Genomic DNA, 17,746 nt, shown 5'->3' on the forward strand with positions numbered 1-17,746 from the left:
GAATATGCGGAGAGAGTTAAATTCTTATAAAATGATTTATTTGGATGCAGGTGATACGTTAGTAACGATTCCTGCGGCACAAACGATTTTGAAGCAGTACTTGCAGCTGCGCGCAGTTGATCGGGATGAAGATCATATTAATGAACTTTTTACAGAAGCTTTTCGTCTATTTTATTATGTTGAAAAAAAAGATAACTTCGTGGTGTGCAGTCCAGAGTCAGATCGTGAATTCTGGGTTAACCTATACCACTATGTCCTGCATAAGTTAGGCGTTCATGAGGATTGGACAGAGGAAGAGATTTTCAACTGCTGTCATGAATTATACGAGATTTTCACTGCACCGGAGTATTATGATTTATTCGATGATGTGAAGCCATTTCTGGAAGAGCTGAAGAAACAAGGTTTTCGTATTGGTATTATCTCTAATTTTGCTCCTACACTGAAAGCCATTCTGGCTGACAAAGGGGTATTACACTATTTTGACCCCGTACTGGTATCAACTGAAGTTGGTCTGGAGAAGCCTGACCCTGCTATTTTTCGGCTTGCTTTACAGATGGCAGACGTTGAGGCTAGTGATGTACTGTATGTCGGGGATCATGAGACGAATGATATTTGGGCCCCTAATCAAGTTGGAATAGATGCTGTTCGTATTATTCGGTACCCTTATCACACGGGAGATGGAATCCGATCCCTACTCGAGTTGATTCAGGAGCCTGCCGGTGAAGTACGGCCTAATTGAGAAAGGATATGAACCCGCATGAAGTCATCCATTATGGATGATCCGAAGAAAAAAGAAATCACTAAAAAACGGCACTTTTCGTTTCGGATCAATATATTTTTCTTCGTTACTTTTTTACTTTTTTCCGTACTCATTGTGCGGTTAGCGATTCTTCAATTCGTTCAAGCCAAGGATCTGAAGGCTGCAGAGAATACCAACACGAATCAAACCAACAAAATCGCTCCGATTCGCGGCAATATTTATGATTCTACGAAATCCCCACTGGCGTATACCATTCCCGTACAGTCTTTATTTTTCCGTATTGAACCAGGTCAGGATAAGGATGCTAATATTGATTTAGCCAAACGCATTAAGAGCGAAGTATTTGATAAGTTTGCGAAACCGAATACCGTTAGCCCAACAGCTGAAGAGATTGTCCTTGCAATGGACCTGGGTTATGACATTAATAAAAAGCCAGTGAAAGATCCGAGCTACTATTCCGTACCACGCCGTATTAAAGCGGATTTATCCAATGCTGAAATTGCGTTTTTGCTGGAACACCGGGATGAATACAAAGGGCTGGAAGTAACGGAAGAAAGCATCCGCACCTATGAGGTAGAGGACGATAAGACAACAATTGCTACGCAATTAGTGGGATATACGAATGCATTTTCAACCGAAACAGCGAAAAAAATCTATAAGGATAATCCGAATAGTGAAGAATATTTAAGCAATGAGAATGTCGGTTTCGATGGAATCGAGCGGATGTATCAAGATGAGCTGCGCGGCAAGAACGGCAGTAAGAAGTATCCGGTGAATGCCGCGATGAAAATCATTGGAAGAGCCGAAGTGACAGCTCCCATTAAGGGGAATAATCTGTATCTGTCGATCAACAAGGACGTTCAGAAGGCGACGGAGAAAATGCTCCATGATCATATCCAGTATCTCCGTTCTCCTTCCAATGCGAATGATGCGTATTTGAAATATGGGGTAAAGGCCTCCTCGGGCTTCGCAGTAGCGATGGAAGTGGACACTGGACGTGTCATTACGATGGCGAACTACCCGGATTATGATGCGAATGCCTGGACAGGTGGGATGGCAACAGCCACCTATAAGGAGATCGAGACTTATATACAGAATGGTACGATCACTACAGCCAAAGCCAAATATCCAGACGCCAAAGAAAATGCAAAGCATCCTTCTTCCATTGTTTTCATGGGTTCAACGATTAAACCGTTATCCGTATTAATCGGATTGAAAGAAAAGTTCTTTTCAGCGGGGGTTCAAAATTACAATGATACAGGTACATTCACCTTTGGTAGGGATGGCAATAGCTCCATTTCAAACTCCGATAGACACGCTTATGGCAGCTTAAACGCGTCGTCCGCCATTGAGGTTTCCTCGAATACGTATATGTCGGCGATGGTAGGTATCCCTTTCTGGAATAAATACGGGCGGGAAAACGCAAAGGTGACAGCCAAATGGGCGGAGTATTTAGCTAAGTTCGGCATGGGTGTGCAAACGGGCAGTGGATTGCCTGGTGAGTACGCAGGATCCAATGACTTTATTAAAAATGCGGAGAAGGACAGTTATCAATCCGCGATGGTTTACGCATCCTGGGGACAGAATGAGAAAACGACAACGCTGCAACTTGCGCAATATACGGCAACGCTTGCTAGCCGTGGGAAACGAATGAAGCCTCAGTTCGTAGAAGAAATACGTGATTATCAAGGCAATCTGGTGAAGACGATTGAGCCTGAGGTCCTAGATGATTCATCCAAGGAGTTTTCTCAAGCGGACTGGAATACAATTATTCATGGGATGAAAAGCGGCGCTCAAGGCATTGACGAATTACCCTTCAATGTCGCTCGTAAGACAGGAACATCCACGCAGGATGTGGCTGGCGGAAGGGTTGAGAATGCCGTATTGATCGCCTTTGCACCAGTTGAGAATCCAAAACTGGCTGTAGCGGTCGTAGTACCAGAAGGTGGTTTCGGACGATATGGGGCATCACCGATTGCGGCGAAAATCTTCGAGGCTTATGATGCGGCGTACGGTGGCGTTCTGACGAAACTTGGCGGCGGGAAGAGACCTTGGTAAGAAAGCGGAAGAGAGATAGTGAAAGAGATATGAATAGGAAGAGAGCTTGCTGCGGCAAGCTCTTTTTTTGCGATTAGATGGATTTCCTGTAGCTAATTCTTCGTAAAATCGATATAAATCGAGAATAGCTGGATTTTGTACAGTTAATTTCAGGAAATTTTCGCCGATACACGCTGTTGGGGGAGAATTAGCTACATGTTTTTCATCTATTATGATTTGTCACAGGAATTCCGCAGAAATAGCTGTACAAATTACAGTTAAGTTTTAGTTGAGTGGAGTTGTGTTGTGTTGTGTTGTGTTGTGTTGAATTGAATTGAATTAAGTTAAGTTAATTTAAGTTAAGTTAAGTTACTGGGACAAGTAATTGAGTAATAATACTCAGCCATTTTTGCAATGTGCACCAGTTACTCCCCAACGGCATATCCTATTCCAAGGGTAGGAACTTAGTTCACCCTAAATGTTGCCCGAGGTAAACTTTTGTGTGCAGAGGAAAGGTGGTCGAATCTCATGAAAAAAAGCCGTTTATCTGCTTCTCTAAAACGACTTCTCATTTCCATCATTTTTCTATAGGATACAGCCATTCTCGTACGCTCACGGTATTTCCTGAAAGACGGCCTGATATGGTATACTAATATATCGGTTGTCCAAGAGAAAGAATGATGAGAGTACGGAGGAGTGAGTCTCACCATGTGTGGTATTACGGGTGTAATGTATTTTGAAGATAGAGAACCAACAGAGGCGATGCTTCAGCAAATGACAGATGTGATCGTACATCGGGGGCCCAATGATGTTGGCTTCTGGACAGAGAATCGCATTGGCTTAGGATTTAGACGATTATCCGTTATTGATATCAAAGAAGGCCATCAGCCATTAGCGAATGAAGATGAAACCGTCTGGATTATTTTCAACGGTGAAATTTATAATTACAAAGAGCTGCGCACGATGTTGAAGGAGCGCGGTCATATTTTCCGCACGCAAAGTGACACAGAAGTTATCGTCCATCTTTATGAGGAGTTTGGCGAGGATTGCGTGAAGCATATGCGTGGTATGTTCGGTTTTGTTATCTGGGACCGCAAGAAAAAGCAGCTGTTTGGTGCGAGAGACCACTTCGGCATTAAGCCGTTTTATTATCATGTGAGTGACCGTCAATTCCTGTTCGGCTCGGAGATCAAGAGCTTGCTTGCGGCGGAAGGCATGAATCGGTTGATCCATACGGACAGCTTGCTGAATTACTTGACCTTTCAATATGTGCCAGAGCCGCATACGATGTTTCAAGGTATCTATAAGCTGCCGCCTGCTCACTCGGTTACAATTACTTTTGACGGCAAAATGACCCTACATAAATATTGGGATCCTATGTTTGAGCCAGAAGAGAAGCCATTTGACTACTATGTGGAACAAATTCGTGAAGGCTTGAAAGAATCCGTCAAGCTTCACATGGTCAGCGACGTGGAACGCGGATGTTTCCTGTCGAGTGGGATTGACTCGACGGCGATTGCTACGCACATGCGGAATATCGAACCGATCCGCACGTTCTCCGTTGGCTTCGATGGTGCCAACAACGAAACGCCGATCGCTGCTCAGACCGCAGCTACGCTCGGGACCGAGCACTACGATAAAATCATCACGCAGGATGATTTCTTTGCGACGATGCCGAAAGCGATCTGGCACCAGGACGAGCCTGTCGCCGATCCTTCGGCCATTGCCCTCTACCACGTCGCTCAGCTTGCGCGTGAGCACGTAACGGTCGTGCTGTCCGGCGAAGGCGCGGACGAGCTGTTCGGCGGCTATCGCATCTATCGCGAGCCGCAGTCGCTCAAGCCGCTGGATCAGCTGCCGTCATCGGTGAAGCGCATGCTGAACCGCTTCGCACGCATACTGCCGAGTGGAGTGAAAGGCCGCAACTATGTGTTGCGGGGAACGACTCCGCTAGAAGAACGCTTCCTCGGGAATGCCAAAATCTTCTCCGAGGATATGAAAGCGGAAGTGCTCCGTCTCGATAGTGAGATGCTGCGCGCCTACAAGAATCCCGTGCAAATCGCCGGCGATTACTATAACAAAACGAAACATTTGGATCCAGTAAGCCGGATGCAGTACATCGACATGAATTTGTGGATGCCTGGCGATATTCTCATGAAAGCCGACAAAATGACGATGGCGCATTCCTTGGAGCTGCGCGTTCCTTTTCTGGACAAGGAACTGTTCGAAGTGGCTCGCCGTATTCCAGCGAAGTATCGCATAGCGAATGGGACAACGAAGTACATTTTCCGAAAAGCGATGGAAGGCATCATTCCGGATCCGATTCTGAATCGTCCGAAGTTAGGCTTCCCAGTACCCCTGCGGGATTGGATGAAAGGCGCTATGGGAGATATGGTGATGGACCAAATCAAAACCAGCGGGATAGAGGATTACATCGACATTGAGGCAGTTGAGAAAATGCTGCATAAGCATCGCATCGGTCAAGGGGACTACGCACGACGCTTGTGGACTCTCTATATTTTTGCACTTTGGCACAAAACGTTCATGGAAGAGCTGCCTAAGAAAGTGCTCACTGCTTACTAGAATGACAATGGCAAATGTAAGGCAGCATGAGACAGGAGTTGGCGCGAATGGGAACCTATAAATTAATCGCACTTGACATGGATGGCACCTTATTGAACGAGGACAAGAAAATATCTGCGGAGAATCAAGCGGCGATTCGCGAAGCTTCTGCACAAGGTAAAGTGGTGATCATGTCCACGGGACGCGGTGCCATCAGTGCTTTGCCTTTCATTAAGGAGCTGGGGCTTTCAACGCCCCTTGTTGTGGTAAACGGCAGTGAAGTATGGGCTTCGCCAGATACGTTGCTGAAACGAACGCTAGTACCGATTGAAACGATACGTAATTTGCACCAGCTAGCAGTGGAAAATGACTGCTGGTGGTGGGCGTATTCCGTAGCAGGTGTGTTCAATCGCGAGAGCGAAGGGCTGGATATGAATCAGCATGAATGGCTTAAATTTGGATATTTCACAGATAATGCAGAGAAATTGCAACGCATTCGCGATGTGGTGTCGAGTTGGGGGACCCTTGAAATCACCAATTCACACCCGTCGAACTTGGAACTGAACCCGCTCGGCATCAGCAAAGCAACGGGTGTAGAAACGGTGTGCCAACTTCTGGGCATTGCGATGTCCGAGGTGATTGCTATGGGTGACAGCGAAAATGATATTGCGATGATTCGTGAGGCAGGACTAGGGGTGGCTATGGGAAATGCCCAGGAAGAAGTGAAGCGGATCGCTGATATTACGACAGTTACGAACAATGAGCATGCTGTCGCACAAGTCATTCGCACTTACTTGCTTGCCTAGCCCAGGACCAAGATCCACCACATTCACGCTATAATGGAGGAATGAACTGCGCATGATTACCTTGGGTTGGATTGTCGTTATTCTTTTATTTGTCATCGGAATGGTGGGGGCCGTTTATCCGATTCTTCCTGGTGTACTGGCTATTTATGCGGCCTTTTTCATCTATGGCTGGCTAATCACCTGGAAGCACTTCGGCTTCTGGTTCTGGTTGATCCAGACCTTGGTTGTCATCATTATTATCGTGGCGGATTACGCGGTTAGTGCATTAGGGGTCAAAAAGTTCGGCGGCTCGAAACCGGCAATCGTCGGAAGCACCATTGGTTTGATCATTGGTCCTTTCGTGATTCCAGCATTCGGGATCATCCTAGGTCCATTCATTGGCGCTGTAGTGGGTGAATTGATTGCTGGAACCTCCTGGCAGAACGCCGTACGCGCAGGAATTGGGTCTGTGCTTGGTTTTTTTGCCAGCTCAGTGGTGAAAATCGTTTTGCAGCTGGCAATGATTATTATTTTCTTCTTGTGGATCTTTTGAGGCCTAGATAGACGTAAGAAAACTGTAAGAGAGAGAAGGAACGGACTTGACGAAGGTAACCAAAGATTCCCTTGTAAAAGGGACGCTCATTCTCACCGTAGCCGCGCTTGTAGCGCGGTTTCTCGGCGTTTTCCAGCGAATACCGCTGGTGCATCTGCTTGAGGAAAAAGGGATGGGCAGCTATTCTATTGCTTTTAATTTATATTCCATCCTGCTCGTTATCGCAACAGCGGGTATTCCGAGTGCATTAAGTAAAATGGTTGCCGAGAAGAGAGCCATCGGTCGACCGCAAGAAGCACAAAGGATCTATCGGGCAGCGATATGGTTTGCTGTAGTCGCTGGGGTTGGGATGACGGTACTGTTATACGTCTTCGCACCTATTTATGCTGAGAATATTTCGCACGGTGGACCGGATGCTACGCTGGCGACTAGAGCCATTGCACCAGCGATGTTGTTCTTCCCGCTTATTGCTATTATGCGCGGCTACTTCCAAGGCAGACAACATATGATGCCTAATGGTATTTCACAAGTGGTGGAACAAATATTCCGATTGATTACGTCCATTTTACTTGCCTATTTGTTGCTCAATATTTCACTAGGTTGGGGTGTGGCAGGGGCTTCCTTCGGAGGCGTTGTCGGAGGTGTTGCCGCACTTGCCGTCATGCTGTATTACGCTATGAAGCTGAAACGAAATGATGCACAAACACGTCAGTCGGTTGGGGCAGTATCACAAGCTGCAGCAGAGCAGATTGGAGCGACAGGTACAGGCAATCAACCAGCTGAATTGTTCAGGTATCGGGATATTTATCGAAGCTTGCTAAAGCTTTCGATCCCAATCGTCGTTTTCTCCGTCACCGTAACGCTGGTGTATGCGATCGATACCTCGATGATTATCCCGTTGCTTGAAGATAAGATCGGTGCCGCGGAGGCCCTAGGCTTAGTCGGGATCATTGGTGGACGCGCGCAATCACTCGCGGGGATTCCCATTATTTTGGCCATCGCCTTGAGCCAATCGGTTGTACCTATTATTTCAGCAGCGTATTCACGCAAAGATTTGAAACAGGTTGGACAGCAGACGACACGTGTGCTGCAGCTCGCAATTCTTTCGGGTCTTCCTGCCGTACTTATGATCAGTATTGCGGCTAGGCCGATCGACTTCTTCGTGTTTGGGTATGAGGATTCCGCCTATGGCATTGCCCATGGACCTGCGATGATTTCCTTGCTGACGGCAGGCGCGATGTTCCAGATCGTTATGCAGACCTCAGGAGCCGTTCTGATGGGGATGGGACGGATGAAGCCATTAATGGCTCATGTTGGTGTCGGCATCGCAATTAAGCTGCTTGGCAGCTTCGTGCTCGGGCATTGGTTTGGCATATACGGCATCATCATTTCAACAGGACTTTGCTTTATCGCGATGTCATGGCTGAATTTACGCACTCTCCGTAAGGAAGTATCATTCACGATTCTGGGGCGTCGATTCGGTGGACTTCTCATAACAATCATTGTCATCGGCGTTCTTGGCTTTGCAGCGGAATGGGTGACGCATAACTATGTGGTGCCATTTTCTTGGTACCGTTTGAATCAAGGTATCCAAGCGGTGCTGATCTGCGGATTAACAGTGGCTTTGTATCCCCTTATGCTCATGATGACGCGTGTGGTGACGAAGGATGATGTGAAGAACTTTCCATCACCCATACAGAAGCTCATTGGGAAAGCGAGTCGTTTGCTCCGACGTTCGTAATCACATCGCGCTTGTTAGCGAATGATTTTCTTAATCGCTTGTGCACTTAGAACAGCGAGTTCAATTTTGCTCAATCCTAGGCACAGATCTTGCGTCAAATCGAAAGCACGTGGAACCTTCATCGAGCTGATATGCTGTAAAGGTTCATGTTCAAGCTTAAACCAATCACCTCGCTCAACTGGAGCCATTGGCCTGTCAGGCCATGCTGAGTGAAGCGGGGGACTATAGAACGGCGCAGCTCCTTTCTTAAGGCTGTGGCCATCGAGCCTCTCCTGATATTTGCGATCAGGAGGGGTTTTTCGTATGGGGGCGAATAGATGAGGCCAGTAGTCGGAACGAGAACCGGTGTGTGGAGTAGCAGAGGCGAAAGCTAAAGCGCCTTGAAGCACACCTGGAGCTCCAAACAGAATCGCGTATAGGCTTTTGCCGAATTCGATGCGTTCGGAGAGCTTTGAGAAATTTTCAAGAATAAGGCCAGCAAGATGGGGTTGAGGTGGATCCATGGATGTGGAACGAAAAGGGAATCCGACATGATTAAGCTGCAGCCAGCCTTGTGTTTTGAACAGAGCGGTATCTAAGACCGTTTGTTTGTAGAGTGGATTCTGAACAACACGTTCCTCGACATAATGCTGCTCATTGACAATTAGACCTATGGTGAGAAGTGCCGAATCTTGATAAATCCAGAATTCCTGCCAGATGGGGAGCATCCAAGCGGATATATGTAAATGAGGAAGAAGATGAAATAGGTTAAGCCGCCTTCTTTTGCTTTCAGCATAGAGCAGTAATTGCGGGTAAGCATCTTGGAAAATAAGGGCGTTCGCGCGCTCAAGAAAGGAAAATATATACTCCGTGGCATCGTTGTTCAGCAGGTGAGGCATAAGTTCACCACGTAAATCCGTCATGCACCAGCCTCCGTTGCGGGAAACCATGTGGGCTAACAAGGCCCAATGCAGCTCAGGATAATCACGATAACAAGCCCAGTAGGCTTGTGTACGTGTCACGTTATTGCGATTATTGATCTGAGTTTGGGCGATGATTTGTTCCACAATCTGTTGTTCTTGAACAGTAGTGGGGGGAGATATGACGCCTCCGTGTTGTAGAGCAATTTGTTGATGCAACGCTTTTTCTAATCTGTCTTGTGTGGCAAGAGGGATTTCGATGTTGGGAGTCGATGATCCATGTTCAGCAAGCTCTGAGGAAGTCATGAACTTAGCGGCCTGCTGTTTAACAAGCTGTACAACTGCACCTGGCAGTCCTCGCATTTTCTCGTAAAACCCCTGATTATCCTTGTTTTTTGGTGGAAGATTGACTCTCATCATGGCCTCCTTTCTAGAAACAAAATCCTTCTTAATCCTTCTTTCTATTATTTGCATGTAACTAGTTAGGTATGTCAAAGGGAGTAAAAACAGAGCAAATACTTCCTTGCAATATCCAAATGTTGACAGAATAAGTGTATGGGTAGTATAGTACACTTAAAGTGTATGAACTAGTTAGTACATACACTAAATAATTCCAGTTTTACCTAGAAAGGAACATAGGAGATGGGTAGATGAACATTACGTTTAATAATCGCGATCCCGTTTATCTGCAGGTTGTCAGGTATTTTAAAGAGGAAATGGCCACTGGCAGGCTGAAAGGCGGACAAGAAATCCCGTCGCGGCGCGAACTAGCAGGGCTGCTTCAAATCAATCCGAATACCGCACAGAAGGCGTATAAAGAAATGGAGGAGCAGAAGTTGATCACAACTGCAGGTAATTCCCCGAGTCGGATAACGACGGATAAGCATATTTTGAATACCATTCGTGAAGAACTCATTCAAGAAGCCGTTGGCGTGTTCGTTCAATCCATTAGCAAGATTGGGCTGCCAACGGATGAATTACTGCGTGTTGTTAAAGAAAAGTATGAGGCTGAACGTGGAAGGGAGGTTTCGGAATGATTGAAGTGGATGGGCTTGTGAAGCGATATGGGCGAAAAAATGTGTTGGATCTCGTTTCCTTTACCGCAGAGAAAGGCCAAATCACCTGTTTGATTGGGATAAACGGCGTGGGCAAATCCACGATCATGAAGGCAATCATGGGGCTGACCCCCATTCAAGGAGGATCCATACGAGTGGATGGTCAGGTTCCAACAACGAAAACGTATGAGAAGGTTGTCTTCATTCCTGACACCATAACGATGCCCTCTCATATGAAAATAAAGGAAGCTTGTCTGTTTATGAAGGATTTCTATGCGAACTGGAATGAGGCGCGAGCGGAAGAGTTGATCGTTTTTTTCAAATTGAATCCTGAGGATCGACTTTCTAGCTTGTCCAAAGGAAACTCAGCTAAGGCGAATCTGCTGCTGGGACTTTCATTGGATGCCGACTATTTACTTATGGACGAGCCATTCTCGGGGATTGACATGTTTAGTCGCGAGCAAATTACAGCCGTTTTTACCAGCCATTTGATGGAAGACCGCGGTGTTCTGATCACGACCCACGAAATCCATGATATCGAGCATTTAATTGATAAAGTGGTTTTGCTGGATCAAGGTCAGGTTAGGAAACAGTTTTATCCAGAGGAAATGCGGTCGAACGAAGGTAAATCCGTGGTGGATGTCATGAGAGAGGTGTATATGACTTGAAATACTTTATCAAGCTGTTGAACTGGGAAATTGTACGGTTTAGTAAACTGTATGGTGCCTTGGCACTCCTGTTAGTGGTATCTCAGTTTGTGGGGATTTGGCTTACAGCCCAATCCTATCTCAGTGATGCACATACTTGGGTGGACAGAAATGGTGGAACAGAAGCGCAATACGCGGAAAAATTTCAAAAATTGAATCTTATCTTTATTTTTCATTCTGTCTGGTACGAAGGAGCCATCAGTTTATGTGCAATCGTTCTGGTCTTATATATTTTCATGATTTGGTACAAGGAATGGTTCGGCCGGAATACGTTTGCGTATCGACTGCTTATGTTGCCAACATCACGAATGAATGTTTATTTCGCTAAATTAAGTGCGATTGTGCTGTTTGTATTTGGTTTTGTTTCCCTACAATTTGTGGTAATTCCGCTTCAATTGGCCTCCTTCTGTGCCATCATTCCAGCTGAACTAAGAGTAACGGTTTCTATAGGGGAACTGATCCGAAGAGATCCTTTGCTGAATTTGTTTATGCCTAGCTATGTTATGCAATTTATTTTGTATTATGGAGCTGGCATTCTAGGTGTTTTTGTACTCTTTACGGCCATACTGCTGGAACGAAGTTATCGTTGGAGGGGCATCGTTGCAGGTATTCTGTACGGTGCAGCGGTTCTGATCGTGATCGTTTTGCCACAAGAAATAAGTCAATTAGGAATTACAATTCCTTTATTTTCAAGCGAAATCGTGCTGTTGCAGGTGTTCATCGGACTATGTATGATCGCCGTTTCAATAGGATTTAGTTCCTATTTGCTGCGAAAAAAGGTGACGGTGTAAATTCTCGAATTCTCGAAATTCTTATGAAAAGCTTTCAAAGACAATGCTAAGGAGGTGCACGCATGAAACGATACTGGCTGCTTGCTACACTGATACCCTTTTGTGTATTAGCTTTGGGAACGTATTATGTGTCAGGTACTGGTGATCAGAAGCCGGAGTATGTGTTAAAAACGATGAAAGGCTTAGAAAGCGATGCTGCCGGGCTGCAAATTAAGGTAAATATGGATGGCATTACGACTACCGTTTCTACGAAGGGGAGCGAGTCGGAAGTCGAGCAACTCTCCTATTTGGATAGGCTTGATGCTGAATCCTACTATGATGACGATTTGAAAAGGCTTGTCAAAGAGCATCGTTCTTTCATGCGAGGGAAGAATGATGTGAATGCATTTTATGAGGATGATCAGGTACTTGCGTATGTGGCTACTGAAGCTCACAATGATGTATCGAAGGTGCAATCTAACAGGTTAACCATCTCAATAATGGGAAAATTGGACCAAGAAACATCATCATTTCATGTTCTTACAGACAAGAAAAACGACGAATATATAAGTATCCATGATGTTCAGGTCAAAGATCAGATTATGAAGGTACTTGTTAATCGTATGCGAACCGACAAATATCCGCAGTTCTATCATGTTGGATACGATATGTATACGATTGATCTTACAAGCAAAAGCTTGCTGAAAAGCGAGCAGATCCTTGCTGCTGAAACACAATCGAATGAAATAAGTACGACCACATGGTATATAGCGGGCAATGCTCAGATTGGCCCAAGTGGATATGCGATATTTGATCGCAGTGAAAATAAAATCATAGATAAGGTCGAAAGTCAGACCGTAAAGAGAAATGAAGGGTTAGTAAACCGGGAGATTCGTGTATACGATATTTGGAACGGACAATGGCGGACACTGCAGAGTGAGCCACTGCATAGCTTTTTGATGGAGGATAACTCGATGGGGATGTCTATCCAGTATGCCAATCAGGAGCTATCATTGGCTGCTATATCGGAAAATAAAGACACTCACGTCATGGTAATTAATGTAGCGGAGAATAAAGTGATTCGTGATGTTCAATTACCTCTTCAAGCTATTCAGAAAGAGTGGGGTAGAGTCAACTATAGCGTAGTAGAGAAGGATCGATTGTACCTACTCCTACTCATGTCCGGTCATCATCCCAAAACATCCGCTGCAATCGTTGAACTGCAAACGGGGAACATCCTCTATCAGGGAGAAGTTGAGCGTAAGGATCAGCATAGTATTGACTATATCAATGCGAACGGAATCAAAGTGCAGAAATAAAAGGTAGAGAACCCCCTAATCACAATGATCAGGGGGTTTTGTATGTCATAAATGGGGATACGTACTGAGGTGAATATCCAATTTAAGGTAAAATTTCTCGCGTAGAATATCCTAATCTATGAATGGTCAGTGAGGTGATTCCTATCCGGAAGCGAAAATGTCGACTTTAACAACAGCTTCATTAGTGCTATCCACGATCTTAGCAGCAGCTGGCACACCTGTCGTACTCGAAGTTGCAGATTTCTCAAACACAATTTCCGATATTAGTACTCCACAGACCATTTCTGCACCAACGATTGATGTTATAACTTAAGAAAATAAAAAACATCTTACATGGCTACAACATGTAAGATGTTTTTTGTTAGTTATCCAATTCTTCATTCGCTTGCTGCGCGGCTACAGATTTGGAGAGCCTTCCCGAACGGAGGAGCGCTTCTCGGAGTAAATATTCAATGTGTCCGTTAACACTTCGGAACTCGTCCTCAGCCCACTGCTCAAGAGCTTGGTGCAGCTTCGGATCCAGTCGAAGCGGGAAATTCTTCTTGGGAGCCATGACATGGCTCCGTTAGTACAACGTTCCGGTATTAATGACCGGAGTCGCAGAACGATCAGACACAATCGCAACTAGGAGATTGTTGATCATGGCAGCTTTACGCTCCTCGTCAAGCTGCAAGCCCTTCGCTTCCAATTGTTCGACAGCCAGTTGAACCATGCCCACGGCGCCTTCGACAATAATGGAGCGTGCTGATAAAATCGCAGAAGCTTGTTGACGCTGCAGCATGGCGCTGGCAATTTCGGTGGAGTAGGCCAGATGAGTCAGACGGGACTCAATCACCTCAACACCTGCAACGGAAAGACGATGTTGAAGCTCCGTGCTCAGCTCAGCAGCAACCTCATCGGCGTTCCCTCTTAACGAATAACCTTCTGTTTCGTAACGATCATAAGGATATTTGCTAGCTACATGACGTAGTGCAGTCTCACTTTGAATTTCAACGAATTTCTCATAACTATCTACATCGAACAAAGCTTTGTACGTATCTACGACTTTAAACACGATCACAGCAGCAATTTCAATCGGATTCCCATCGATATCATTCACTTTTAATTTAACACTGTTAAAATTGCGAACCCGCAGCGATATTTTCTTATGTGAAGAGAAGGGGATTACGAGCCACATGCCACTTTTGCGAATCGTCCCTAGATAGCTCCCGAAAAAAGTAATGACTGAGGCTTGATTCGGCTGAACGACATTAACTGTCGTCAGGGAGATTATGCTTACTACGATCAAAATAGCCCCAATCAAAAATCTCTCTTGTGTAAAACTGTAAATACCTAGCCCGAGCGCGGCGAAAAATAAGAGTAAGCCGATAAAGCCATTGAGTGCCCATGCTTTCGTTTCTTTCATACGTTGAAGACCCCCTATAATGTATATTATTGTGATATTTAAATGATATCACTTTTTACTTAAATTGTAAAATGTAATTATACCTCCATGGAGGAATAGGTACGGCTGATCAAGGAAAATAAAGATCGTTAGTGGAAAATAAAGTCCGTTAGTGGAAAATAGAATTCGTTAGTGAGTGTTTACTTTTGTGAACATTCACTTTTTTTATTTCTGGGGAGGGTCTTTTGTTGATTAGCTGTGGTGGTTGCCACACGACATGCATGCATGATGGTAGCCCTTCACCCCGCTAACGGGCAGTCTAGTTGAAAAGTAATAATAAAAAAGTGCTTATTAAAAAGAAAAAACCTTAACTCGTTACAAATATGAAAGCAGCCGCGCATTGTGAGCGGCTGCTTTTTTCATCTAACTGGCGGTTAATTTATTTTAAACTTGTCTTTATATTTTTTTGCCCATTCTTTAAACGAAGTTAATTTAATACCGTAAGTCTTTAATAAATCTATATCTACATTATAACCAACTACGTTGTTCCATTGTTCACCTCGTACAGCTAATGGATGAATTCCTTGCTCTAATGCTTCTTCAATACTAAGTGTTGTAATTTTAAGCTCTTTTCCTGTTACCTCCGAGATGATCTCGGCAATTTCTTTATATGAAATCGATTCGGCAGCCAACTCAATATTATGTTTATTGAATTTTTTAGGATCTGCAAAGGCTGCACACACAAAAGAAGCAAGATCTTCAATTGCAATGTGATCTATAGGTGTATCCGCAAACGTAACCGTTTTTATTTCCCCTTTTTGTAAATCAGGATACATGAACGCAGATTTTTCAGCAGTGAAATTTTCCATAATACATGCTGGTTTCACGATAGTCCATGTAGGAAAACCTGCTGAACGAACAGCTTCCTCTATATCCCACTTATCTGTCCAATATTTTTCGTACCAGTAACCTGTTCCCCAATCTGGGAATTCCTTATATCTGCTTGTGGCTGCAACGGAAGTATGCACAAATTGTTCTACGCCACTTTTTATTGCACATTGAATTAATGCAAAAGCCTGTTTTCTCTCTCGATCCGTTTCATTGGTATCTATTCCAGAAATCGGAACTGAAAAAACAGCATCGACATTTTTCATAGCATTTTCCAAAGAGGATGTGTCATCAAAGTTACCTACTACAGGTTCAGCACCTTTTTGAATAAGTGCCTGGGCTTTAGTAGAATTTTTATCTCTAACTAAAATACGAACTTTAAATCCCTGTTTTAATGCTTCATTTGCAACAGCACCACCTTGTAATCCAGTAGCGCCCGTAACTAAAATCAATTTTTGATTATTCATTTTGATAACACCTTTCATGGGTATATTTTTAGTTTGGTTGTAAATTATTGAGCTCAGCAAGTTTCTCATACAATTTTAAGCGCGTATCAAAGCCTTCTTGGGCAGTTGACACGATGAGTTCTTGGACACCTAGGGTATCCGCCAAAAAGTCCAATTTCGGCTTCAATTCGCTCCACGTACCTATTACAATCGTAGATAAAAACGATTGTGCAACTTTATGATGAGCTTCAGAAAACCCTAACTCATGTGCCTTCAGTGGATCAACACCGTTGAAGTACCCTAAGCTTTGTAAATATTTTAAGCTTAGGATTCTTTTTTGATACTCTACTTCTTTATCCGTATCTCCGCCGATTACTGAAACGCCTAATATAACATCTGGTGCTGACACGCCATGATTTGCTTGATAAAGCTTGCGATACAATGAGATGGCTTCTTTTGCCCCTGCAGGATTAAAATGATATGCAAAAGAGTAGTTGGCTGCTTCAATTGCCGCAAGTTGGGCACTATAAGGACTGGACCCTAGAATCCAGATTGGCGGAAGTGGTGCGTCTTGAGGCATCGCAATTATCTGAGCAAATGAATCATCAGGCAATGACTCTGAAGGCTGGTCATATCCTCTTAATTCACGAAGCAATTCTTGTAAATTATCTGCGTTTAATGAATTCATAGAGCGACGTAAGGCAAGCGCAGTTTTACTGTCAGTTCCAGGTGCACGGCCCACACCCAAGTCAATGCGATCTGGGTAGAACGTCTACAGTAGTTTGAAGTTCTCAGCTACTTTTAACGGAGAATGATTGGGAAGCATGACGCCACCTGAACCAACCCGTATGCGCTGTGTATTCGCAGCTATTTGACCGATTAACAGTTCGGGCGAAGCACTGGCTACGGAGTAAAGATTATGATGCTCCGTGACCCAAAAGCGTTCGTAACCTAGTTCATCCGCTTTACTCGCTAGTTTAACCGAATTTATTAAAGCTTGTTTGGCTGATGTTTCATGATCGACTGGAGCCATATCCAATATAGATAAACGTTGAACCATGTTCTGCCTACATCCTTTCTAGTGATTGATCTCACGTCCATATTGATAAGGTACTCCTAAATGCTCACGTAAAGTTGTTCCTTCATAATCTTTCATGAAACAATTATTTTAAAACCACAGCAAAAGTGGTACTATTACCTTATTCCTTATAAGCAATAATAACAAGTACTGTTATTTTTAATAGGTACTATGTTTTTTGGTAGTAATGAGATTTTATTTGGCTTTTTTAGGAGGAGAAATGTGACTAAAAATACGAAGTACCGTTCACCTGACTGTGGTTTAACAAAAATTCAACAAATGTTAGGAGGGAAATGGAAACTCTTACTCCTATGGTATCTTTCAGAGGAGCCTAGACGTTTTGGAGAGATCCGTCGATGTTTTCCGGAGATTACTGAGGCCATGTTGACAAAACAGTTGAGGGAACTAGAGCAGGATAAATTAATCTATCGTGAAGTATTCAAGGTAGTTCCGCCAAGAGTAGAGTATTCATTAACAGATTTAGGATCAAAATTTTTTCCAATAATAGAGGCAATGCATGATTGGGGGGAAGAGAATTTGAAGAATTACACCATAGTCGCTAAACACAATTAGCGTTACTATTGGGGGATTCGTTTCTCATATTTTGTTATTTATTATTTATTAAGCTAACGCAGAACGTTAGTTCAATAACAACAAGAGAAGGCAGCCGACCTAATGATCGGATAACGATAGCTGAATAAAGACACCTCGGCAGCCGGCCATGATGATCGGCTGCCTTTTCCACGCTAATAAAGGGTAGCA

At 44.2% G+C, this 17,746-nt stretch carries 16 protein-coding genes and 1 pseudogene; 12 read left to right on the plus strand and 5 right to left on the minus strand.

Annotated features, from left to right (window positions below):
- The first annotated feature begins 4 nt into the window (after nt 1-4).
- From ASL11_RS11015 to ASL11_RS11040, 6 genes are all read left to right on the plus strand, one after another.
- Complete coding sequence (locus tag ASL11_RS11015; RefSeq protein WP_056613447.1) at nt 5-739, plus strand: HAD-IA family hydrolase; 735 nt, start codon at nt 5-7, stop codon at nt 737-739.
- 18 nt (nt 740-757) lie between these two features.
- Nucleotides 758-2,818, plus strand: coding sequence for a peptidoglycan D,D-transpeptidase FtsI family protein (locus ASL11_RS11020; RefSeq protein ID WP_056613449.1), 2,061 nt, complete (start codon nt 758-760; stop codon nt 2,816-2,818).
- A 687-nt stretch (nt 2,819-3,505) separates the two neighbouring features.
- Nucleotides 3,506-5,380: an asparagine synthase (glutamine-hydrolyzing) gene (gene asnB, locus ASL11_RS11025; RefSeq protein WP_056613450.1), complete on the plus strand. Its 1,875-nt coding sequence runs from the start codon at nt 3,506-3,508 to the stop codon at nt 5,378-5,380.
- A 47-nt stretch (nt 5,381-5,427) separates the two neighbouring features.
- Nucleotides 5,428-6,165, plus strand: coding sequence for a Cof-type HAD-IIB family hydrolase (locus ASL11_RS11030; RefSeq protein WP_056613452.1), 738 nt, complete (start codon nt 5,428-5,430; stop codon nt 6,163-6,165).
- A 52-nt stretch (nt 6,166-6,217) separates the two neighbouring features.
- Nucleotides 6,218-6,697, plus strand: a complete 480-nt coding sequence (locus ASL11_RS11035) for a DUF456 domain-containing protein (protein WP_056613455.1) — start codon at nt 6,218-6,220, stop codon at nt 6,695-6,697.
- Nucleotides 6,698-6,743: 46 nt separating this feature from the next.
- Entirely contained in the window at nt 6,744-8,438 is a 1,695-nt protein-coding gene (locus ASL11_RS11040; RefSeq protein ID WP_056613457.1) for a putative polysaccharide biosynthesis protein, read from the plus strand.
- 14 nt (nt 8,439-8,452) lie between these two features.
- On the opposite strand, the gene ASL11_RS11045 is transcribed toward ASL11_RS11040, so the two are convergent.
- Nucleotides 8,453-9,757, minus strand: a complete 1,305-nt coding sequence (locus tag ASL11_RS11045; RefSeq protein WP_162261630.1) for a DUF2515 family protein — start codon at nt 9,755-9,757, stop codon at nt 8,453-8,455.
- 230 nt (nt 9,758-9,987) lie between these two features.
- On the opposite strand from ASL11_RS11045, the gene ASL11_RS11050 reads away from it, so the two are divergent.
- The 5 genes from ASL11_RS11050 to ASL11_RS36395 all read left to right on the plus strand — a co-directional run bounded on the left by ASL11_RS11050 (nt 9,988) and on the right by ASL11_RS36395 (nt 13,501).
- The gene (locus ASL11_RS11050; RefSeq protein WP_056613461.1) at nt 9,988-10,374 is read left to right on the plus strand and encodes a GntR family transcriptional regulator; all 387 of its coding nucleotides are present in this window, start codon (nt 9,988-9,990) and stop codon (nt 10,372-10,374) included.
- Nucleotides 10,371-11,060, plus strand: coding sequence for an ATP-binding cassette domain-containing protein (locus tag ASL11_RS11055; protein ID WP_056613462.1), 690 nt, complete (start codon nt 10,371-10,373; stop codon nt 11,058-11,060). Before ASL11_RS11050 ends, ASL11_RS11055 begins: the two co-directional genes overlap by 4 nt.
- Nucleotides 11,057-11,890 carry a hypothetical protein gene (locus ASL11_RS11060; protein WP_056613464.1) on the plus strand — a complete coding sequence of 278 codons (834 nt, stop codon included), beginning with the start codon at nt 11,057-11,059 and terminating at the stop codon, nt 11,888-11,890. The genes ASL11_RS11055 and ASL11_RS11060 overlap by 4 nt, the downstream gene beginning before the upstream one ends.
- A 62-nt stretch (nt 11,891-11,952) precedes the next feature.
- On the plus strand, nt 11,953-13,188 hold the full coding sequence (locus tag ASL11_RS11065) for a hypothetical protein (protein ID WP_056613466.1): 1,236 nt from the start codon (nt 11,953-11,955) through the stop codon (nt 13,186-13,188).
- A 157-nt stretch (nt 13,189-13,345) separates the two neighbouring features.
- On the plus strand, nt 13,346-13,501 hold the full coding sequence (locus ASL11_RS36395) for a hypothetical protein (protein ID WP_157256889.1): 156 nt from the start codon (nt 13,346-13,348) through the stop codon (nt 13,499-13,501).
- A gap of 48 nt (nt 13,502-13,549) precedes the next feature.
- Here ASL11_RS36395 and ASL11_RS11070 read toward each other — a convergent pair whose 3' ends face one another.
- From ASL11_RS11070 to ASL11_RS35395, 4 genes and pseudogenes are all read right to left on the minus strand, one after another.
- Nucleotides 13,550-13,741: a toxin-antitoxin system HicB family antitoxin gene (locus tag ASL11_RS11070; protein ID WP_056613468.1), complete on the minus strand. Its 192-nt coding sequence runs from the start codon at nt 13,739-13,741 to the stop codon at nt 13,550-13,552.
- A gap of 12 nt (nt 13,742-13,753) precedes the next feature.
- Nucleotides 13,754-14,593 carry an SPFH domain-containing protein gene (locus ASL11_RS11075; protein WP_056613469.1) on the minus strand — a complete coding sequence of 280 codons (840 nt, stop codon included), beginning with the start codon at nt 14,591-14,593 and terminating at the stop codon, nt 13,754-13,756.
- Nucleotides 14,594-15,006: 413 nt separating this feature from the next.
- Complete coding sequence (locus tag ASL11_RS11080; RefSeq protein ID WP_056613471.1) at nt 15,007-15,927, minus strand: NmrA/HSCARG family protein; 921 nt, start codon at nt 15,925-15,927, stop codon at nt 15,007-15,009.
- A gap of 28 nt (nt 15,928-15,955) precedes the next feature.
- Nucleotides 15,956-16,966: pseudogene (locus ASL11_RS35395) on the minus strand (LLM class flavin-dependent oxidoreductase).
- Between the two features lie 240 nt (nt 16,967-17,206).
- On the opposite strand from ASL11_RS35395, the gene ASL11_RS11095 reads away from it, so the two are divergent.
- Complete coding sequence (locus ASL11_RS11095) at nt 17,207-17,557, plus strand: winged helix-turn-helix transcriptional regulator (RefSeq protein WP_235550448.1); 351 nt, start codon at nt 17,207-17,209, stop codon at nt 17,555-17,557.
- Nucleotides 17,558-17,746 lie beyond the last annotated feature (189 nt).

The organism is Paenibacillus sp. Soil750 (assembly GCF_001428045.1).
GTDB classification, from domain to species: domain Bacteria; phylum Bacillota; class Bacilli; order Paenibacillales; family NBRC-103111; genus Paenibacillus_E; species Paenibacillus_E allorhizoplanae.